Annotated in this window: 14 protein-coding genes; 5 read left to right on the top strand and 9 right to left on the bottom strand. The window is 66.1% G+C overall.

Annotation, left to right across the window (positions count from 1 at the left end; all coding sequences use genetic code 11):
• Positions 1–2: 2 nt before the first annotated feature.
• Together BMZ97_RS00505 and BMZ97_RS00510 are read right to left on the bottom strand one after the other, a co-directional pair.
• Positions 3–413, bottom strand: a complete 411-nt coding sequence (locus BMZ97_RS00505; protein WP_092164347.1) for a GtrA family protein — start codon at positions 411–413, stop codon at positions 3–5.
• Between the two features lie 4 nt (positions 414–417).
• Entirely contained in the window at positions 418–1,383 is a 966-nt protein-coding gene (locus tag BMZ97_RS00510; RefSeq protein ID WP_092164349.1) for a glycosyltransferase family 2 protein, read from the bottom strand.
• A gap of 378 nt (positions 1,384–1,761) precedes the next feature.
• On the opposite strand from BMZ97_RS00510, the gene BMZ97_RS00515 reads away from it, so the two are divergent.
• Complete coding sequence (locus tag BMZ97_RS00515; protein WP_092164351.1) at positions 1,762–3,267, top strand: hypothetical protein; 1,506 nt, start codon at positions 1,762–1,764, stop codon at positions 3,265–3,267.
• Between the two features lie 79 nt (positions 3,268–3,346).
• Here BMZ97_RS00515 and BMZ97_RS00520 read toward each other — a convergent pair whose 3' ends face one another.
• A complete protein-coding gene (locus tag BMZ97_RS00520) occupies positions 3,347–4,636 on the bottom strand; it encodes an MFS transporter (protein WP_092164361.1) in 1,290 nt (429 codons plus the stop codon).
• Positions 4,637–4,867: 231 nt separating this feature from the next.
• Here BMZ97_RS00520 and BMZ97_RS00525 point away from each other — a divergent pair, with 231 nt between their 5' ends.
• Entirely contained in the window at positions 4,868–5,752 is an 885-nt protein-coding gene (locus BMZ97_RS00525; RefSeq protein WP_092164362.1) for a DMT family transporter, read from the top strand.
• 89 nt (positions 5,753–5,841) lie between these two features.
• The gene (locus BMZ97_RS00530; RefSeq protein ID WP_092164363.1) at positions 5,842–7,530 is read left to right on the top strand and encodes an acyl-CoA dehydrogenase family protein; all 1,689 of its coding nucleotides are present in this window, start codon (positions 5,842–5,844) and stop codon (positions 7,528–7,530) included.
• Positions 7,531–7,587: 57 nt separating this feature from the next.
• On the opposite strand, the gene BMZ97_RS00535 is transcribed toward BMZ97_RS00530, so the two are convergent.
• Positions 7,588–8,598, bottom strand: a complete 1,011-nt coding sequence (locus tag BMZ97_RS00535) for a bile acid:sodium symporter family protein (RefSeq protein ID WP_092164364.1) — start codon at positions 8,596–8,598, stop codon at positions 7,588–7,590.
• 107 nt (positions 8,599–8,705) lie between these two features.
• Between BMZ97_RS00535 and BMZ97_RS00540 the strand changes: the two genes are divergently transcribed.
• Complete coding sequence (locus BMZ97_RS00540) at positions 8,706–9,605, top strand: LysR family transcriptional regulator (RefSeq protein ID WP_092166435.1); 900 nt, start codon at positions 8,706–8,708, stop codon at positions 9,603–9,605.
• Between the two features lie 39 nt (positions 9,606–9,644).
• On the opposite strand, the gene BMZ97_RS00545 is transcribed toward BMZ97_RS00540, so the two are convergent.
• From BMZ97_RS00545 to BMZ97_RS00560, 4 genes are all read right to left on the bottom strand, one after another.
• Complete coding sequence (locus tag BMZ97_RS00545; protein ID WP_092164366.1) at positions 9,645–10,190, bottom strand: cytochrome b; 546 nt, start codon at positions 10,188–10,190, stop codon at positions 9,645–9,647.
• A 114-nt stretch (positions 10,191–10,304) separates the two neighbouring features.
• On the bottom strand, positions 10,305–11,642 hold the full coding sequence (locus BMZ97_RS00550; RefSeq protein WP_092164369.1) for a GDSL-type esterase/lipase family protein: 1,338 nt from the start codon (positions 11,640–11,642) through the stop codon (positions 10,305–10,307).
• A gap of 120 nt (positions 11,643–11,762) precedes the next feature.
• Positions 11,763–12,374, bottom strand: coding sequence for a hypothetical protein (locus BMZ97_RS00555; protein WP_092164371.1), 612 nt, complete (start codon positions 12,372–12,374; stop codon positions 11,763–11,765).
• A gap of 2 nt (positions 12,375–12,376) precedes the next feature.
• Positions 12,377–14,344 (bottom strand): bifunctional 2',3'-cyclic-nucleotide 2'-phosphodiesterase/3'-nucleotidase, encoded by a 1,968-nt coding sequence (locus BMZ97_RS00560; RefSeq protein WP_092164373.1) that lies wholly within the window; start codon positions 14,342–14,344, stop codon positions 12,377–12,379.
• A gap of 112 nt (positions 14,345–14,456) precedes the next feature.
• On the opposite strand from BMZ97_RS00560, the gene BMZ97_RS00565 reads away from it, so the two are divergent.
• Entirely contained in the window at positions 14,457–15,083 is a 627-nt protein-coding gene (locus tag BMZ97_RS00565; RefSeq protein WP_092166438.1) for a glutathione S-transferase family protein, read from the top strand.
• Positions 15,084–15,321: 238 nt separating this feature from the next.
• Here BMZ97_RS00565 and BMZ97_RS00570 read toward each other — a convergent pair whose 3' ends face one another.
• On the bottom strand, positions 15,322–16,167 hold the full coding sequence (locus BMZ97_RS00570; RefSeq protein WP_092164375.1) for an HTD2 family dehydratase: 846 nt from the start codon (positions 16,165–16,167) through the stop codon (positions 15,322–15,324).
• Positions 16,168–16,255: the final 88 nt, after the last annotated feature.

Consider the following 16,255-nt stretch of genomic DNA (forward strand, 5'->3'; position numbering starts at 1 on the left):
GGCTATCTCTCCGCGTTCTTGCGAAAGACGACGCGGTCATAGAGCACGAAATTGATCATCAGGCCGGCGCCAACGCCGGCTGCGAGCGCGAGATAGGGAATTGGCCTGGCTGAGCCGAGAGTCAGGACGATGGCCGTGTAGGCCGTCAGATTGACGGCGCCGGCTGCGAGGCTCGAGAGCGTGTAGCGGCCAAGCTCGGCGGCGGGCCGGCTGGAGGCGCGGTCGGCGAAGGTGAACCGGCGGTTCAGCGCCCAGGTGAACGCCGCGGCGGCTAGAAACGACAGAACCCGCGCCGTGACCGGGCCGAGCATCAGCCTCTCGATGGCGATGGCGAAGACCCCGCCATCGACGAGGAAGCCGAGGGCTCCGACGCCGAGGAAGCGCGGGAAGCGTCCGGGCAGCTTGGACGGCATCGCCTCAGCCGCCGGCTGCCGGATGGCCGAGATAGGCGATGAGCTTTTTCTCGCGCCGTCCCCGCGCGACGCTGTCGAGAATCAATCCGGTCACGAAGGCGAGCAGGCCCGCGATCATCAATCCGACGGAGAGAACGGCGGTCGGCAGGCGCATGACCCAGCCCGTCTCGATGAAGGCGAGGATCACGGGAACGCCGAGCCCGATCGAGGATAGTACGAAGAGCGTGCCGATGAGAGTGAAGAACTGGAGCGGCAGCAGATCGCGCACCAGATGCAGGATCAAGCCGAAGATCCGGAAACCGTCCTTGAAGGTCGAGAGCTTGCTCTCCGAGCCGGCGGGCCGTTCCTTGTAGAGCGTTTCGATCTCGGACATCGGCACGTCGAGATCGAGCGCATGGACCAGCAATTCGGTCTCGATTTCGAAGCCGTTGCTGGTGGCGGGGAAGGATTTCACGAAGCGGCGCGAGAGCACCTTGTAGCCTGACAGCATGTCGCGGCTATGGGCGCCGAATATCCGCGAGACGAGGCCGGTCAAAACCCTGTTGCCGAGCACATGGCCGCGGCGATAGGCGTCGTGCCGGTGATGGACCCGCGCGCCGTTGACCTTGTCGTAGGGGCCGGCGAGGAGTTCCGCCACGAGCCTTGGCGCGGCTTCCGCCTCATAGGTCGCATCGCCATCGACCAGCAGATAGATATCGGCCTCGACGTCGCTGAACATGCGCCGCACGACATAACCCTTGCCCTGCCGGCGTTCGCCGCGGACGATTGCTCCCGCTTGTCGCGCGGCTTCGGCCGTACCGTCGCTGGAATTGTTGTCGTAGACATAGATCGCGGCCCCCGGCAGGCTCTCCCGGAAGCTCCGCACCACGGCAGCGATCGTCAGCGCCTCGTTGTGGCAAGGGATCAGTACTGCGATCGCAAGCGACGCCGGACATCTCTGGATGGCATGGCCGGTCGCCGGCAGAAACATTTCGATTCCATTTTGGACGTCACGCGCAGGGCTGGCGTGTTGTATCGGGCTGCCATCGCTGCGAAGGGTCGGGGGAGTTGCAGTCCTGGTGAGCATGATGAGCGCTGGTTGGTGGGGGCGAGAGTTCGCCGACAGCATCGAGGCCGACGGACCAACTCCTCGTTTCCGCACGGGGCATGTTCCTGCGCCGGGTCACGAGAACCATGATGAGCTGATCGCGTTTTGCCCTTGCACATGGCGCTGAATGGCGTCGAAACGGCGCATTTTCGGGGCTGTCATGTTGCGTGTTGTTATCTGGTTTCAGGGTCCGGAAGCAGAACGGTCGGGAGTTGAGCGGCCGGGAGTTGAACGACATTGAGTGGCGACCTTGGAACCGGCTTGTCCGGGCGGCTTCCTGCCGTCTCGGCACAGGGGCGTAATGGCGCGCGATCGGAGCCGGGCAGGGCGATCGATCCGAAGCGAGCGCCTGCGCTGGCATTGGCCTTGCGCATCCTGCTCGTCGTCATCGCGACCCTGCTGACATTCTACGCAGCGAGCCTTGCAAGCGCGTTGGTTGATCAGCCGCATTATCGCGGCCGTGTCGCAGAGGCGGTCGCCTCCGGTGCATTGGCGCGCGACGTCGCCTTGCCATTCGCGCGGGCCAAGCCTGTCTCCATCCATAATTTCAACGATTGCCTGATCCTGTCGATGCTCGTGCTGCCGCAGGAGGGAGGCCTCTTTCGCCGGGCGCTGTCGCCGCGCGTGCCGAGCCTGGATGCACCCTGGTCCGGAGAAGCACCGCCGGGCTATCCGCCTTATGTGCAGTGCCGCGATCTCGCTTTGGCGATGGAGCCGGCCGCTGATGTGCCAATGGGCTATTATCATCGCTATCTGCATGGCGACTGGGTTCTGGCCAAGCTCCTCCTGGCGGTTCTGCCCTTCGCCGATGCGACGAATCTGCTGCTGATCCTGCTCGTGGCGGGCCTCGTCGCGCTGGTGCTTCTGGCGCTGCGCAATGCCATGCGCCGGCCGGGAGCGGCTGGACGGGACCGCGCCTATGCCGCCCTGGCGCTGACATTGCTGCTATTGTATGCGCTGCCGGTTTTCGGCTGGTCGCTCTCCTTCGCGCCCGCTGACATCGTCATGGTCGGCTTCCTGCTGTTCTTCTATCTGCGCCCGCCATCGGCATTGGCGGAACCCGGCTTCGCGACCGCTGCCGCCCTGTTCGGTGCATTGACCGCGATGTTTGAGTTCCTGACCGGCGGAAGTCCCAGCGGCCTCATCTTGATCTTTGCGGTAGTGATCTTCGACGATGCCGCCGATCTGCGCGTGATGTGGCGCAGGCTGTGTGTCGGAGCCGTCTCCTTCACGGCGGCGATCATCCTCTGCTTCGTCGTCAAGATGGCGGTCGTGGCGGCGATCTGGGGGCTGCCGGAGTTGGACCTCTTCAGCCGCCAGATCGGCGCCCATATGAGCAGCGGAGGCTGGGCGGTGGCGCCCGATAATGCCGCGAGGCTGGCTCGTTTCGGGATCGGCCCGGAGGCGATCAGGTCGAGCTTTCTGTTCAGCTACCTTTATGCCCTGTCGAAGGTCTTCTATTTCTCGCAGTTTCTGGCCTTTGGCTCGCTCGAGCTGGGGCTTCTGCTGGTGGCGATCATCCCCTTGCTGCTCGCCCTGCGTCAGGGGCTGCTGCTCCGGCGCTGTTCAGAAGCGGTGGAGCGCATGAGGGCAGGGGCGCTGCTGGCCGCCTGCGCGATCATGCCGGGCTGGTATCTGGCCTTCGTGCACCACACCATCGTCCACGCCCATTTCATGTTCCGCCCGATGGTCTGGCCGCTGGCTCTGCTGCTGGCGATGGAGGCCTGGAGACGAACCGGCCAAAAGCAGAGCGCGAAGACAGGCTGAGGCCAGGTTCTGCTTCTCCAAGCCCTGCAGCTGCGCTGTATGGGACGGTCCGGTGTGTGTCTCGGGCCGCCCCGCGGTCTTACCGCACGCCCAGGCGCCGGCAGCCCCAAAGGCTCACCAGGCTGATGAAGATGATCGCGGTCAGGTAGAGGCCGGCATCGGTCGGATTGCCGGTGCGGCCGACGATGAAGCCGACGACGAGCGGCGTGACCCCACCGAACAGGAGCTGGCCGAGCACATAGCTGATCGAGATGCCGGTGACGCGGCGACGGGTCTGGTAGAGTTCCGAGAGCAGCGCCGGAGCAGTGGCGTAGTAGCCGCAATAGAGCACCAGCGCGAGCATGGCCTGGATGGCGATGAGCGTGCCGACGCTGGGGCTGGCGACGAGCCACTGGAACATCGGATAGGTCATCACCAGGCCAAGCACGGCAAACGTACCCATCAGCGGGATGCGGCCGACGCGGTCCGAGAGATGGCCAAAGAAGAACGGCATGGTCGAGTTGATCAGGCCGGCGAAGATCGTGCCGATCAGCGCGACGGACGGATCGAGGCCGAGCTTGGTCGTGGCGAAGGTCGGCATATAGGTGTTCATGAAGCTGCCCGCCGCGCCGGCCGCGACGATGCCCGCGCCCGCCAGGACGCGCAGCTTGTCATGCGTCATGACTTCGGCCAGCGGCACGGGGCTTTGTTCGGCCTTCTCGAACTCGGCCGATTCATCGACGCGTTGGCGGATGTACCAGGCGACGGGGCCGATCAGCAGGCCAAACAGGAAGGGCACGCGCCAGCCCCAGGACATGACCTGCTCGGGCGTGAGGGAGGCGTTGATGAGGTAGGCGAACATCGAGGCGATGAACACGGCAAAGCCCGAGCTCGCCCATTGCGTCGCGCCATAGAAACCACGGCGGCTCGGGTCCTGCTCGATCAGCATGGCGGTGGCGCTGCCGAATTCCCCGCCGGCCGAGAAGCCCTGGATCATGCGGGCGAGCAGCAGCAGGATGGGGGCCGCAAGCCCGATCGTCGCGTAGCCGGGCAATATGGCCGTGATCAGGGTACCGAGCATCATCAGCCCGGCTGAGAGGATGAGCGCCGGCTTGCGTCCCGCGCGGTCGGCATAGGCGCCGATGACGATCGCGCCGAGTGGCCGCACCAGCCAGGCGCTGGCAAAGGTGCCCAGACTGAGCAGCACGCTGACGGCGGGGTCGCCGGTCGGGAAGAACAGCTTCGACAGCGTCACCACGAACATCGCGTAGAGCACGAGGTCGTACCACTCGAACACCGCGCCGATATTGGTGGCGATGATGGTGCGCAGAAGCGAGGAGCGGCGGGCGGGGACAGGCACGATGAGGGGCGCGGCTAGAGACTCTGTCATCGGGTCGTTTATCCCTCGCGCCTGGAGCAATCCACACTGTTCGGCTGGATTTTGGCGGAGTCAATCAAGTTAATGAATTGCAAAGGATTTGCCCCCGGTTGAGACCGTGCCGGCTTCATCGTCGGGTCCGATAGCGAGGTGCATCAGCCCGCACATGGCTTATGCGCGTCCGCATGGGGCGACAGGCCGGGCGGTCCGCTTTATCAGGCTGGCATCCGAAAGCCGGTTCCGATGCTCTCTTCCCCCCTGTTCCTGCGGTTTACGCCCGTCATCTTCACCTTCCTCTGGTCGTCAGGCTGGATCGTCGCCGGCTATTCGGCGCTCTATGCGGATCCGCTGACTTTCCTGGCCGTGCGCTTTGCCTGTGCCGGCGTGCTGCTTGCGGGGCTTTCCCTCCTGCTGCGCGCGCCCTGGCCCAAGGGGCGGCGCGCCATCATCGACTGCGTCGTCACCGGCGTCCTGCTGCATGCGGCCTATCTCGGCGGCGTCTGGTGGGCGGTTCGCCATGGCTTGCCGGCCGGCATTTCGGGCCTGATCGCGGGCCTCCAGCCGATCCTGACCGCGCTGTTTGCGCCCATGCTGGTCGGCGAGCGTATCTCGCCTGTGCGCTGGGCCGGCATCCTGTGCGGCTTTGTTGGCATCGCGCTGGTGCTGGAGCCCAAGATCGTCGGCGTCGATCCGGCCGTGCTCTGGGCCGTGCTGCTGCCGGTCGCGATCAATGTCCTGGGCATGTTCGCGGTGACCTTCGGCTCCTTCTATCAGAAGGCCCGCATCGTCTCCGGCGATCTGCGCACGGTCACGGCCGTGCAATATGCCACCGCCTTCGTCGTGACGCTGCCCTTCGCCTATGCGCTGGAGCCGATGCGCATCGCGTGGAACCTCACCATGATCCTGGTGCTGGCCTGGTCGGTGCTGGCGCTCTCGCTTGGCGGCATCGGGCTCTATCTGCTGATGATCCGGCGCGGCGCGGTCTCGCGCACCGCTACTTTCCTCTATCTCGTGCCGCCGACGGTTGCGGTCGAGGCTTGGATTCTCTTCGGCGAGTCGCTGTCGCCGGTGCAGATCGCCGGCATGGTGGTGACGGTCGCGGGCGTCGTGCTGGCGAGCCGCAAATAGCCGGGGCGGGCGCGGCCTTTCGCCCAAAGAGGCATTTCTGATTTTCGAAAACTCGCCCTATGCTGCGTCGCAACAAAGGGAGAGAAATCATGAGCGCGAACGCCGCCGCTGCATCCGAGGCGCGAGACAGCGCGATCAGCCTGATCGCCGCGGCCCTGCCTGGCTTCGAGACGCTGCTGGAGCAGGCGATCGCGGCCGTGCGCCAGAAGGTCACGAGCGACGGCAAGATTTCCTCAGCGAAGCTCGAAGCCGAACAGCACGCCGCTCACGGTCTCTCCTGGCTTGCGACCTATGTCATGGCGCTGCGCGAGATGAAGGCCTATGGCGAGCGCCTGGAGGCCGAGGGGCGCTACGGCGCGACCGAGGACTACGCCATCCGCATCGGCGCCGGCGAATATGCCGCCCAGATCTTCGGTGGCATCCCGATGAGCCAGGGTGAGATCGTGCGGCTCGGCGCGCTCGGGCTCCCGGCCAAGGCGATTACGGCTGCCCGCTCGGATGCCGCCGAGACGCTGATCGCGGCAGGCAATACGCCTGAGAACCGCGCCCGCCTCGTTTCGCTGTTCAGCCAGGATCATGGCCTGATCAGTGTCGGCGATCCCGGCCTCGACGAGACGCTGGAAGCGATCCGCAGCGAGATGCGCCGCTTCTGCGCCGCCGAGGTGACGCCCCATGCCCATGAATGGCACCTTGAGAACGACTACATCCCGATGCCGGTAGTCGAGAAAATGGCCGAGCTCGGCGTCTTCGGCCTGACCATCCCCGAGGAATTCGGCGGCATGGGCCTCTCCAAGGTCTCGATGTGCGTCGTCTCGGAGGAGTTGTCTCGCGGCTATATCGGCGTCGGTTCGCTCGGTACGCGTTCCGAGATCGCGGCCGAGCTCATCCTCTGCGGCGGCACGGACGCACAGAAGCAGAAATGGCTGCCCAAGCTCGCCGCCGGCGAGGTGCTGCCGACTGCTGTCTTCACCGAACCCAACACCGGCTCGGACCTTGCCAGCCTGCGCACCAAGGCTGTGAAGCATGGTGAGGGCGATGCGGCTGTCTGGAAGGTCTTCGGCAACAAGACCTGGATCACCCATCCCGTCCGCGCCGACATCATGACGCTGCTGGTGCGCACCGATCCGGATGCGGCCGGCTATCGCGGGCTTTCCATGCTGATTGCCGAGAAGCCGCGCGGGACCGACGAAGACCCGTTCCCGGTTGCAGGCCTGACCGGCGGCGAGATCGAGGTGCTCGGCTATCGCGGCATGAAGGAATACGAACTCGCCTTCGACGGTTTCGAGGTCAAGGCGGAAAACCTGCTCGGCGGCGTCGAAGGGCAGGGCTTCAAGCAGCTCATGCAGACTTTCGAGGCCGCCCGCATCCAGACGGCGGCGCGGGCCGTCGGCGTCGCCCAATCGGCCTTCGATCTCGGCCTGAAATACGCCCAGGATCGCATCCAGTTCGGCAAGCCCTTGATCGCCTTCCCGCGCGTCGCCGACAAGCTCGCCATGATGGCGGTCGAGATCCTGATCGCTCGCCAGCTGACCTATTTCGCCGCCCGCGAGAAGGACGCCGAGCGCCGCTGCGATCTCGAGGCCGGCATGGCCAAGCTGTTGGGCGCCCGCGTCGCCTGGGCCGCGGCCGACAACGCGCTGCAGATCCATGGCGGCAACGGTTTCGCGCTGGAATACCCGATCAGCCGCGTGCTCTGCGATGCGCGCATCCTCAACATCTTCGAGGGCGCGGCGGAAATCCAGGCGCAGGTCATCGCGCGCAGGCTGGTGGAGGGGTGAGGCGGCTGGAGCCGGTTTCTTTTCCGGCGCAGCCTCCGAAAGAGGCTCCTTGACGCCTCAGCTTCGCGCCGCCGCCTCGCTGCCTGTCAGGGCAGACGTCGGCGAGTTCGCCTTCGCATAGCGCTTCGCCAGCACGGCGCAGGCGATCAGCTGGATCTGGTGGAACAGCATCAGCGGTAGCACGATCAAGCCGACCGATTGGCCGGCGAAGAGGATGCTCGCCATCGGCAGGCCGCTCGCCAGGCTCTTCTTCGAGCCGCAGAAGACGATGGTGATCTCGTCGGGCCGGGAGAAGCCGAGCGCGCGTGAGAGCAGGCGGGTGCCGGTGAGCACGATCGCCAGCAGCAGCACATTGACCAGGACGAGCGCGCCGAGCTGCTCCAGATCGAGCTGATACCAGATGCCCTGGGTCACGCCCTCGCTGAAGGCGGTGTAGACGACGAGCAGGATCGAGCCGCGATCGACGAAGCCGAGCATGCGCTTATGGCTGGCGATCCAGCCGCCGATCCAGGGCCGCAGCAGCTGGCCGGCGGCGAAGGGCAGCAGCAGCTGGACCAGGATGTCGCCGACGGCGCCGGCCTGGAAACCGTGCCCCTGCGTGGTCAGGAGCAGCGCTGCCAGCAGCGGCGTGATCACGATGCCGATGAGGTTGGAGGCCGAGGCCGCGCACAGCGCCGCCGGCACATTGCCGCCGGCGATCGAAGTGAAGGCGATCGAGGACTGCACGGTGGACGGCAGTACCGAGAGGAAGATCAATCCCGTCCACAGGCCGGGCGTCAGCAGGGACGGCATCAGCAGGCGCAGGAGCAGGGCGATCGCCGGGAAGGCGAGGAAGGTCGCCGCCAGCACGACGCTGTGCAGCCGCCAATGGCGCAAACCCTCCAGCGCCGCGCTGGGCGCGAGCCGCGTTCCATAGAGGAAGAACAGCAGGCCGATGGCGAGATTGGTGACGAGGCCGACGACATGGGCGCCCTCGCCATGGGCCGGCAGGATGGAGGCGAAGGCGACCGTGCCGAGCAGCGCCATGATGTAGGGGTCTGGCGCGAAGCGGGCGAGCAGGGATCGCATCGGGAGCACTCCTTGATTGGGAGCCGCTATATCGCGCATTCCCGCCTATGACGGAACGCCGCGCTATATGCTAATTGTCATTGCGTTTCGCAATGAAGGCGATGGCCATGCCGCACCCTTTCGACCCTGTCCTGCTGCGCAGCTTCATCGCGGTGGTGGAGGAGGGCGGGTTCACCCGGGCCGCCACGCGCCTCAATCTCGGCCAGCCGACCGTCAGCCACCATGTCCGGCGCTTGGAGGCGGCGGCCGGCCACAGGCTCCTGAACCGCGACACGCATTCGCTGGAAACCACCGTGGACGGCGATGCGATGCTGGGCTTCGCCCGCCGCATCCTCGATGCCGATGCGCAGGCCAGGGGCTACTTCACCGGCGCCAAGACGCGCGAGAGGCTGCGTTTCGGCGCCTCGGAGGATTTCGTGCTCTCGGGCCTGCCCGATTTGCTGCGCGATTTCGTGCGTGGCCATCCCCTCGTCGATCTCGAACTGACCGTGGGGTTGAGCGAGACGCTCTATGAGACGCTGGATCACGGTGCGCTCGACCTGATCTTCTGCAAGCGCCGCGAGGGTGATGGCCGTGGCCGCTCGGTGCTGCGTGACGATCTCGCCTGGGTCGGGGCAGGGCAGGGGCTCGATCCGGAGCAGCCTGTGCCGCTCGTGCTTTATCCGCCGCCCAGCGTCACCCGCGAGATCGCCATCGCGACGCTTGATCGGGCCGGCCGTTCCTGGCGCATCGCCTGCACCTCGGGCAGCCTGAGCGGGCTCGGTGCCGCTGTCTTCGCCGGTCTTGGCGTGATGCCGCATTCGCGCCGGCTGATGCCGCAGGGCCTCACCGACATATCGGCCGCCAGCGGTCTGCCGGCGCTCGGCCAGGTCGAGTTCGTGGTGGTCGGCTCGGCGCGCGTCCTGCGCGGCCCGGCGGCCGCCCTCGCCGATGCCCTGGTCGAGAGCCGGGGCAGGCTGACCCGGATGCGCCTGATGGCTGCGGCCAATGTCGCGGGCGGTGTTTGACGCCCCCGTCGTCTCCGGGCGGGGACGTCTCGCCTTCGCTTACGGCAGCATCCGGCGCAGCACGCCATCCTTGCGGACGAGATGGTGCCAGAGCGCCGCCAGCGCATGCACGGCGGCTAATCCGATCAACGCATAGGCCGCCCATTCGTGGATTTCGCGGACGGGGCGGGATAGCGCGCGGTCGACGGGCAGTGCGAAAGGCGGGATTGCGAAGAGGCCGAAATTCAGCCCTTGTCCGCGCATGATCGCATAGCCTAGGCCGATCGCCGGCACAGCGAGCATCAGCGCGTAGAGGCCGAAATGGCCAAGCTCGGAGGCGCGTTCGACCAGCGGCGAAAGCTCGTTCGAGGGCGCTGGGCGATGGCCTTGCCGCCAAAAGATCCGCACCAGGACCAGGGCCAGGATGGCGATGCCGATCACCTTGTGGGTCTCGACGATGCCGCTCTCCCAGCTCTTGGGAAAGGCGTCGACGACAAGGCCGAGAATGAAGGTGACGACGATCAGCAGCGCCATCGACCAGTGCAGCCCGCGCGCGACGCGGTCATAGGCCGGTGATGTCTCGATCTTGGGTGAAGCTAACGTCATGAAGCAGGCCGCCTTGATAATTTGGAATTGTTCCAAACTAAGTTGGGCGGCCATGCTTTGAAAGTTAAACTTTGCTCATGTTGCCGCGCCCAGCCGCGGCCTTGACTGAGGGGGCTATGGCTGCCGCTTCAACCCCGGCACGACCACTGCGGGATCGATGGCGAAGCCCATAGCCTGGTAGCCCGTGCGATTGGGGTGGAGCTTGTCGCCCGGCCCGCCCGTCGTCGCTTCCGGCACGAAGGCGGGTTTGAGGCCGCCGCTCGCGGGATCGAGCGTCGCCGCGTCGAAATCGACCACGGCGTCGAAGCTGCCGGGGCTGCGGATGAAGGCGTTCAGGGCCTTGCGCTTCTCGTCCTGCTCGGGGTGGCCATGGGCCGCGCTCGTACTGCCGAGGGCGGATATGACCGTCGCTCCCACCATGCGGATGCCGCGTGCCCGCAGCCTGGCGATGCCGTCGCGCATGGCGTTCTGAACGGGTTCAGTCGCTGTGTTGCCGTTCTTGCTGAAATCATTGATGCCTTCCAGCCAGATCAGGCTGGTGACGCCCGAGAGCGAGAGCACGTCGCGCTCCAGCCGCTGGACGGCGGCCGGGCCGCCCGGAAAGGGCTTGGCCGGCGAATACTCGGCCGGTCCCGCGATCTGGTTGCCGCCGATGCCGGCATTCACCACGGCGACGCGGTTTACGCCGAAATGTCGGGAGAGGCTGCGCGCCAGCACGTCGGGCCAGCGATCGTCGCCGTTCATGGTCGAGGCCGTGCCGTCCGTGATCGAATCGCCGAAGGCGACCACCACCGGCGTGTCGGCCGGCGCCTGCATGTCGAGCGCATCGACGAAGAACCAGGAGGCGGTGGGATGGATGAAGGCGTCCTCGCCTTCGTCTGCGCCTTTGGCCCCAGTGCGCGGCGCGGTGACATAGGACGTCTGCAGCGCCTTGGCATGCCAGGTCATCGGGCCGCTTTCGCCCGCGACATGCACGGAGACCGCGAGCTTGCGGCCCTGCAGCAGCGGCGAGGCCGGATCGCTCGCGAAGGGCAGCTCGACCGGGTCGCTCCAGGCAAACGCGCCCGGCTCCAGCGTCAAGGAGGCTTTGCCGGCGAAGGTCGCGGGCCGGTTGCTGCCGGGAACAAGCGCGGCCGAGCCGAGCTGGAGCCCGATATGGACATCATCGAAGGTCACAGGCCGCGTGCCGAAGGCATTCGTCAGGCGGATCCTGGCCTGGCGCCCCCACAGGCTCGGGCGCAGGATCAGGCGAAAGCTCTGATCGTTCGCGCCGGCAGCCGGATCGGGAAAGGCGAAGCGCTGGTCGGGCTGGGCCGAAGGGTTCCCGATGGGGTAGGGGCCCTGCGCCGAGGCGACCCAGCTCGTCTTCCAGGCAAGAGCGCCCGATTGCGCCATGGCGTCGCCCGCCAGTCCCGATAGAAGCGTCATGATGGCCAAGATTATCCGCAGCATGTGGTCCTCCCGATTTTTTCGAGAGCATGCTGGCTCGCAGGAGATGCGGCAAGTGGTTGGGTGCAGAAGTCCTTGGGCGCAGAAGTCCTTGGGCTTACAAGTCCTTGACCTAACCCAGTCTCACGGCCAGTTCAGCCGGACCTCGACGACGACCGGCTTCACCGCCCGCATCCTTGCGTCGGCCGAACTGAACGGCCTGTCGCCCGAAATCGCCTCCATGGCCAGGAATCCGGGCTCGGGATCGAACCGGAGCGACAATTCGCAGCCGCCGTCGGGCTTGGCGAGGCGGCCGCCTTTCCAGTCGCCGGCATGGCCGCCCCGGTCCCAGCCGAAGCCCAGAATCTCGAAGGGGCGGCCATTCGCGGCTTCCACCTCGGCAAGCGTCATGCCCTGGCGGATCGGAGGCTGGGCGCCGGGCACATCGATGCGCCAGATGGCGCCCCGCGGGATATCGATCGAGGCAGGCCGGCTGCGCGCCTTGCTGTCGTGCCAGAGCACCTGGAGACGCCGTTTCGGGTCGCGCGGATAGACGATCGTTCCCGCTTCGGTCATGCCCTCGCCGACATCGATCTCGGCGCGCGCGACATTCTGCTGTCCGAACGCCTTGATCAGCGCCGCCTCGTTGGCGGTGCGGCCGAAAGGGCCAATGCAACCGAGCACCTCGGGCTGCTGGGCCGCACAGGTCGCTGCGAGAGGCAGGCAGAACGAAAGCGCGGCGGCAAAAGCCCGCACGCTCAGCCCCTCAACCGCCACTTCGCAAAGCCCTCGCTGCCATCGCCAACGGCCTCCGCCTTCAGCCCTGCCGGCAGCTTTCCGCCGGCCGCCGGCGAGGTGACGAAGGTGGCGTTGACGCTGGCCGGCAAGGGCGCGATCGCCCAGTTGCCATCGGCCTTGGGATCGATCGTCTTCTTCTCCAGGATGTAGCGCACGACCACGTCGCGGTTGAGGTCGGGCGCTTCCAGCACCACGGTCGTCTTGGTGCCGGGGAAATTGCCGCCGCCCGAGGCGCGGTAATTATTGGTGACGACGAGGAACTCGGCCGCTTCGTCGATCGGCTTGCCCTGGAAGGCGAGGTCGACGATGCGGTGGGCGTCGGGCGCTATGAGCTTGCCGTCGCCGTCATAGCGCGAGGCCTTGGTGACGTCGATGTGATAGGTCACGCCGTCGATCACGTCGAAATTGAAGGCCGGGAAGCCCTGGTTGATCAGCGGCTGCTCCTCGGTCCGGGTGGGATCGATGCGGTTGAAGATGCCGGCCGAGCGCTCCAGCCACTCGCGCACCTGCGCGCCGGTGATTTTCACGATCTGCACGGTGTTTGGGTAGAGATAGATGTCGGCGATGTTCTTCAGCGCCAACGGCCCGGCGGGAATGTCGGTGAAGAAGGCCGGCCCCGCCCGCCCGCCGGATTTGAACGGCGCGGCCGCCGAGAGGATCGGCAGCGCCTTCATCGGCGTCTGCGCCATCAGCCCCTTGGCATAGGCCGCCTGGGCGTCGGTGACGATCTGGATCGAGGGATCGTCGGTGACCAGCGCGAAGAAGCTGTTGATCGGGCTCAAGGTCGCGCCCACCGGCTCACGCATATAGCTCAGCGTCGCCTCGTGGTCGGTCTTGACGGCGGCGAGAATAGCGGCCTCGGCAGTGGCCTTGGGCACGATCTTGCGGACGGGCGTGCGCTCGTAGATCGGCCGCGGCTCGACCTTGAAATCGGCGATCTGCCAGCGCTCGCCGCGCTTTTCGAGATCGAGGTCGATGATGCCCAGATGCGAGCCCCAGAAGCCGGGTTGGCAGGCCGGCTTGCCATGTAGCGAGCCCTTGACGTTGTCGACGCCGGCAATGCCGTCGAAGGCCTTGCCGCCAGGGAAGACCAGATGCTGGTGGCCGGTCATGACGACGTCGATGCCGTCGAGCTTGGCCAGGTGCAGCGCCGCGTTCTCCTCCATGCCCTTGCGCTCGCCACCGGCGATGCCGGAATGGCAAAGCGCCACGACGATGTCGGGCGTGGCCTTCAGCAGCTCCGGCAGATGCTTCGTGGCTGCATTGACGATGTCGCCCGCGACCAGCTTGCCGTCGAGATTGGCCTTGTCCCATTGCATGATCTGCGGCGGCACGAAGCCGATCACGCCGATCTTGAGGACGTGCTGGTTGCCGGTTTCGTCTTCGAAGCTTTGCTCGAACAATCGCCAGGGGTCGACCAGCGGATAGCCGCTGGTCATCTCGATATTGGCGCAGACCAGCGGGAACTCGGCCTTGGCGATGCCGTTGTCGAGGAATTCGAGCCCGTAATTGAACTCGTGATTGCCGAAGGTGCCGCAAGTATAGGGCAGGGCGTTCATGGCGGCGAGCATGGGGTGGGTGTCGCCGGCCTTCAGCCCCTTCTTGTAGGCGATGTAGTCGCCGAGCGATGAACCCTGCAGGAAGTCGCCATTGTCGAACAGCATGCTGTTCTTGACCTCGCCCTGGGCCGCCTTGATCAGGTTCGCGGTCTTGGCGAGCCCGACCGTGTCGTCGGCAGCATCGCGGAAATAGTCGTAAGGCACGACATTGACGTGCAGATCGGTCGTCTCGAGCAGGCGCAGTTTCAGCCGCGCCGGGGCTTGGGCAGGGACTTGGGCCTGGGCGGTGGCGGGCAAGGCGGCGCTCGCGGCTATCGCCGCTCCGGCCTTCAGCGTGTCACGGCGGGTGAACTGGGTTTCGCGTGACATGGCTGGCTCCTGATCGCGTTGGGCGGACGAAAGGCTAGCATTGCGGCGCATGCGTGACACGTGGAAGATGACGCTGTTCCCATCGGAAGGCGGCAATTCGGCAAGGCGCGCGATGATCCTGATTGGCCAGTATGATTCCCCCTTCGTGAGGCGTGTCGCCATCGCGTTGAAGCTCTACGATCTGCCCTTCGAGCATCGGCCCTGGTCGGTCTTCGCAGACGCCGACAAGATCCGCAGCTATAACCCTCTGATGCGCGTGCCGACGCTGGTGCTGGATGATGGCGAGGTACTGGTCGACAGCCCGAGCGCGATCGATTTTCTCGACAGTCTCGTGCCGGCTGAGCAGGCGCTGTTTCCGCGGCAGGAGCCGGCCCGGCATCGCGCTGTGAGGGTCGCGGCGCTCGCCATGGGGCTCGCCGACAAGGCCGTCAGCCTGTTCTACGAGCAGCGGCTGCACCGGGAGATCTCGGATCTCTGGGCTGATAGATGTCGTGGCCAGATCCTCGCCGTTCTCGATGCCCTCGAAGCCGATCGCCAGGGCAGGCCGGGCGACTATTGGCTCAGTGGCGGGATCGGCCATGCCGATATCGCCGTTGCGGTCGCGCTGCGCTTTCTGGGTGAGGCGCATCCGGGACTGGTCTCCTGGGCGCAATATCCGGCGCTTGCCGCTCATGGCGCCCGGCACGAGGCTCTGCCGGTGTTCCAGGAGATCTCCCAGCCCTTCATTCCGCCATCCTGAGAGGCTGGCCTGACATGAATCGAGCGATATCAAGGGCCTCCGATCGCTTGCCATCACCCGCGCCGTCATTCCGGACAAGCCGCGTCAGCGGCGCAGCTCCGGAATCCATCGGAGGCCACTGAGCTCTACGATGGATTCCGGATCTCCGCTTCGCTGCGTCCGGAATGACGGCGGGGAGGTAATTAAGGCTGAGCCATTGAAATCAGTGGCCTCATTTCAGGGCAGATTCCGAAGCGCTTCAGCCCGCCCGGCTGACGCCTTCCATGCGCAGGCGCCCATCCGCGCCCTCCGTCCAGGCCTTGATCGCGCCATCGGGCAGCCGCCGGGCCTTCACCTTGAAGGGCTCGCCCGCGATCAATGGGCTGACGCCGCGATAATCGAGCATGATCGGTTCGCCGCCCGAGAGCGTCGCGATGATGTTGAGCATCAGCGTCGCCTGGATCGGACCATGCACGACGAGGCCGGCATAGCCTTCCTCCTTCGTCACATAGGGCAGGTCGTAATGGATGCGGTGGCCGTTGAAGGTGATCGCGGAGTAGCGGAACAGGAAGACCGGGCTCGACGCGACCTCCCAGACGAGATCGGCGGCTTCCGGCTCGACTGCGGCAGGCGCAGGCGCTGCCGGATCGCCCGCTCTGGCCGCCTCGCGATAGACGATGTTGTGGCGCTCGCGCAGCGCCACGCCGCGCTCCGTGACGATCTCATGATCGACCGCGACGAAGCAGAGCGGCCCGGTGCGGCCTTCCTTGAAGCTGATATCGCCGATCGTCGAGCGGCGCGTCACCCAATCGCCTTCGCGCAGGGGAGACAGCGTCTCGATCGTCCCGCCGGCCCACATCCGGCGAGGCAGCGGCACGGGCGGCAGGAATTCACCCTTGGCGGCATGGCCATCGTTGCCGATCGCGCTCATCGGCGAGATCGGCGGCGCGAGGCACCAATGCAGGGCGAGCGGCGCATTTCCCTGCGCATGGGGAGCCAGGTGAGGCGCGAAGGTTGCAGCAAAACTCTGCACGAGGCGCGGCGTGACGAGGTCGGTCGCCTCCTCCGACTTGCCGATCCAGGATTTGAGATGGGTGATGTTCATAGCGCGTCCTTAGATGTACGGGCGCGGGGAACCCTCTCCCGTAGGGAGAGGGCAGGGTGAGGGGTCGGCCCTTTGACCAGCCAAGCGA

Source organism: Allobosea sp. OK403 (assembly GCF_900113835.1).
In the GTDB taxonomy this organism is placed as follows: Bacteria; Pseudomonadota; Alphaproteobacteria; order Rhizobiales; family Beijerinckiaceae; genus Allobosea.

Excerpts from the sequence above, each read along its gene's own strand:
- BMZ97_RS00505 (WP_092164347.1), bottom strand. The coding sequence starts at position 413 with ATGCCGTCCAAGCTGCCCGGACGCTTCCCGCGCTTCCTCGGCGTCGGA.
- BMZ97_RS00510 (WP_092164349.1), bottom strand. The coding sequence starts at position 1,383 with ATGTTTCTGCCGGCGACCGGCCATGCCATCCAGAGATGTCCGGCGTCG.
- BMZ97_RS00520 (WP_092164361.1), bottom strand. The coding sequence starts at position 4,636 with ATGACAGAGTCTCTAGCCGCGCCCCTCATCGTGCCTGTCCCCGCCCGC.
- BMZ97_RS00525 (WP_092164362.1), top strand. The coding sequence starts at position 4,868 with ATGCTCTCTTCCCCCCTGTTCCTGCGGTTTACGCCCGTCATCTTCACC.
- BMZ97_RS00530 (WP_092164363.1), top strand. The coding sequence starts at position 5,842 with ATGAGCGCGAACGCCGCCGCTGCATCCGAGGCGCGAGACAGCGCGATC.
- BMZ97_RS00535 (WP_092164364.1), bottom strand. The coding sequence starts at position 8,598 with ATGCGATCCCTGCTCGCCCGCTTCGCGCCAGACCCCTACATCATGGCG.
- BMZ97_RS00540 (WP_092166435.1), top strand. The coding sequence starts at position 8,706 with ATGCCGCACCCTTTCGACCCTGTCCTGCTGCGCAGCTTCATCGCGGTG.
- BMZ97_RS00545 (WP_092164366.1), bottom strand. The coding sequence starts at position 10,190 with ATGACGTTAGCTTCACCCAAGATCGAGACATCACCGGCCTATGACCGC.
- BMZ97_RS00550 (WP_092164369.1), bottom strand. The coding sequence starts at position 11,642 with ATGCTGCGGATAATCTTGGCCATCATGACGCTTCTATCGGGACTGGCG.
- BMZ97_RS00560 (WP_092164373.1), bottom strand. The coding sequence starts at position 14,344 with ATGTCACGCGAAACCCAGTTCACCCGCCGTGACACGCTGAAGGCCGGA.
- BMZ97_RS00565 (WP_092166438.1), top strand. The coding sequence starts at position 14,457 with ATGATCCTGATTGGCCAGTATGATTCCCCCTTCGTGAGGCGTGTCGCC.
- BMZ97_RS00570 (WP_092164375.1), bottom strand. The coding sequence starts at position 16,167 with ATGAACATCACCCATCTCAAATCCTGGATCGGCAAGTCGGAGGAGGCG.